The organism is Nonomuraea sp. NPDC049784 (assembly GCF_040659615.1).
Lineage (GTDB): Bacteria > Actinomycetota > Actinomycetes > Streptosporangiales > Streptosporangiaceae > Nonomuraea.
The window spans coordinates 1-2,962 of sequence record NZ_JBFAMX010000919.1 but is presented as its reverse complement, the minus strand read 5'-3'; the positions used below and the strand labels follow the sequence as shown (position 1 = coordinate 2,962).

Below are 2,962 nucleotides of genomic sequence, written 5' to 3'. Positions count from 1 at the left end.
GCTGTGGGCCGAGCGGGCGCGCGCCGAGCTGCGGCTCACCGGCGACGTGCCCGCCGCCCCGCGCCGGGCGGACGACCCGCTCAGCGTGCTCACCCCCCAAGAGCGCCAGGTGGTACGGCTGGCCGCGACCGGTGCCTCGAACCGGGACATCGCGGCCCAGCTGTACCTCAGTCCCAGAACCGTCGGCTACCACCTGTACAAGGCTTTCCCCAAGCTGGGGATCACCTCACGGGCCGAACTGGCCGCGCTCACCTGAGCAGCCCGTACAGCTGGTCGATCCTGGTCTGATCGGCGACCAACGGCAACTGGTCGAAGAACAGCTGCCACCGCGTCGAGAGGCCACCCTGGTCAGCGATGCGTTCGATGATGCCGAAGCTCATCGGCTCGCTCTGGCCCTTCGGCAGGACCGTGCCGTACCACTCCACGTACGTCGCGCCGGGCACCCGCACGGCCTGGCCTGGCTGCAGCTTCACGTCGCTGACCTGGCCGAAGAAGGTCGTCAGATAGGCCCGCTTGCCCTCTGCTGTCCGCAGTTCGCGCTCGCCCAGCCCAGAGGCCGACAGCGCAGCACCGCTGAGGGGCGCCGTCAGGGCCGCGACGTCCTCTGTGTTCCACGCCTCCGCCCGGGCGGCGAGCTCGTCGGGGCCCATAGCCCGTTGCCCTCCCTCCTCGGGCAGGCCGCTGTCGGCAACGCCGCTGAACAGGTCGGGCAGGCTCGGGTCGAGCGGGGAGAACATCAGGTGGCGGTCGTAGTACCGGCGACCCTGGATCACCTTGCCGTCATCGGTCAGCAGGACCCGATACACCGCCGGATAGGTGATCTTGTGGCCCTTGACCGTGGCCTCGTTGACCGCCTCGAACATCACCGCCGGGCCGTTCACGGCCACGCGCGTGCCGCGAAAACGGAAGTCAGGCACCAGGGCCAGCGTCCCCGCGATCGACGCCCTGATCGTGTCCAAACCCTGCATCAGCGGCGCGCTGGCCTTTCGCGGCTCCCAGAGCGTCGCGTTGGTGTCCCAGATGTCCACGTAGGCCTGCACCCGGTTCTCCGTGGTCACCTTGCCGAACCTGATCTGCCTGTTGATGAATGTGCAGGCGTTGGGCGACACCCACCCCTTGATGCTCGCCACCTCCTCGCGCGCGTCCGCGCATCCATTCTTCGCCTGCGCCGGGCTCGCCATCACGCTCAACGCCAACACCGCACCGACCAGAATCTTCATCTCCGCCTCCTTCAGGGGCGCCGTGCCCCTGAACTGAAACTACGAAGATCGGCCCGGCCGACGAATCTGTCACCGTGACGGTAGTCGCGCGCACACCGGGTTCGGCACGATCGACCAGCTGTGCCTGCCGTCGCTTCGACCCGCGTGATCGAAGGCGCCTGCCGCCACCTACGGCAGGTGCGTGTACGCGTGCGACAACGACGTCGTTGACCACCAGGTGGTCAACCTGGAATTCGACGGCGGCGCGACCGCCTCATTCACCATGACCGCGTTCTCGCCGATGGCCCTTCGCAAGACCCGCATCTTCGGCACGCACGGCTCCCTTGAGGGAGACGGCGTCCGGCTCACCGTGACCGACTTCGTGACCGGGGACGTCGAGGTCATCGACACGAACCCTCCCGCGGAGGGGCACAGCGGCGGCGACCGGGGCCTGGTCACGGCGTTCCTGGACGCCCTCGGCCGGAACGACCCATCCCCGATCCTCTCGGACCCCCGTGAAAGCCTGCACAGTCACGAGATCGCGTGGGCGGCAGAGGAAGCCCGCCTCACCGGAACCGTCGTCGCCCTGGAGGAACAGCGCCTCTCGCCCGCCCGCGCACCGATGGGCCACCCCTAAGACGTCGTTCCCGAGAAGATCGACCAGACGGCCGACCGCAAGAACCGCGGCTCCTGCGGCGGCCGGCCGGTCGACCGGCACGACGGGAGAGTCATGCCGCTCGCGTTACCGTTGCGGCTCCCGCCTGAAGGTGACGTTCGCGCTGTAGCTGAACCCGCCGCCTCGGACAGCGTTCGCGTAGACCGCGACATCGCTGACCGGCAGCTGGGCGTTGGTGGCGTTCACCCCGACCGCGGGACGGGTCGACCCGTCGACCAGGGTGATGTCGTTGCCCATGATGTCAACCGTCTCGTTCGGGTTCGGGCTGATCGACTTCACGTAGACGCCGCCCCAGCTCGCCCTGATCGTGTTCTCCCGGATGACGACCCGGGAGGTGTTCATCGGCCCGATCGCATCCCACTTCGCGTTCTCGATCAGGTTGCGTTCGATCCACACATCGCTGTGCACCGCACCGGGGGCGCCGGTGTGCGAGCCGGTGAGCTTGCCCCAGCCCGGATAGTCCTGTGACGCGCCGCAGTAGTTGTCGGTGATCCGGATGTCGGTTGTCGGGGTGTTGTCGGCGACCCCGCCCCAGGTGGTGCCGGCGGTCGGCAGGTCGAGTTGCACCGCCTCGCCGTGCCACAGCCCTGCCGTCGGCGCCTCGACCCAGCCTTCGAAGCGGCAGCCGCTGACAGTCGCCGTATGGACGGCGTTCAGCTCGACCCCGTGCCACCACTTGACGTTTCGTACGGTCACTCCGGACAGCTCGACGTTGTGGGTGTGTTCGAAGGTGATCGCATTCATCGGCGGCGCGTCCGTCGCCCGAGCGCGATCGTCACCGGTTGCGTTCCGTACAAAGTACGCTGTCGGGTCCCAGATGCCGCCCTCCAGCCGGATGTTGCCGGCCGCCTGGTAGCCGGTGCAGTCGTCGGGAACGTGGTTGATCAGCAACGTCGCCTCGCGGGAGTTCACCACCCCGACACTGGTGAACGAATCCGGATAGGTGGGCTCCGGCGAGTGCTGATTCGTGTCCTTGTAGTACGTCTGCGGCTTGACCGCCACGTCGGAGGTGAAGGTCGCACCACCCGCCCGCAGCGTGGTGCCGCCGGCGTCCACGTGCTGAAGCGGCCCCTGGTGGTCGCCGGCG

Annotated in this window: 4 protein-coding genes; 2 read left to right on the top strand and 2 right to left on the bottom strand. The window is 68.2% G+C overall.

Going from position 1 to position 2,962, the window contains the following annotated elements; translation table 11 throughout:
• The coding region (locus AB0J09_RS61020; RefSeq protein ID WP_360713157.1) for a helix-turn-helix transcriptional regulator at nt 1-256 on the top strand (256 nt) is incomplete at its 5' end.
• On the opposite strand, the gene AB0J09_RS61015 is transcribed toward AB0J09_RS61020, so the two are convergent.
• Complete coding sequence (locus tag AB0J09_RS61015) at nt 249-1,220, bottom strand: nuclear transport factor 2 family protein (protein WP_360713154.1); 972 nt, start codon at nt 1,218-1,220, stop codon at nt 249-251. The two genes, AB0J09_RS61020 and AB0J09_RS61015, sit on opposite strands and share 8 nt — an antisense overlap.
• A 181-nt stretch (nt 1,221-1,401) precedes the next feature.
• On the opposite strand from AB0J09_RS61015, the gene AB0J09_RS61010 reads away from it, so the two are divergent.
• Nucleotides 1,402-1,836, top strand: a complete 435-nt coding sequence (locus AB0J09_RS61010) for a hypothetical protein (RefSeq protein ID WP_360713151.1) — start codon at nt 1,402-1,404, stop codon at nt 1,834-1,836.
• A 105-nt stretch (nt 1,837-1,941) separates the two neighbouring features.
• Here the strand turns inward: AB0J09_RS61010 and AB0J09_RS61005 are convergent.
• Nucleotides 1,942-2,962, bottom strand: a 1,021-nt coding sequence (locus AB0J09_RS61005; RefSeq protein ID WP_360713148.1) for a hypothetical protein, incomplete at its 5' end; no start/stop codon positions are given.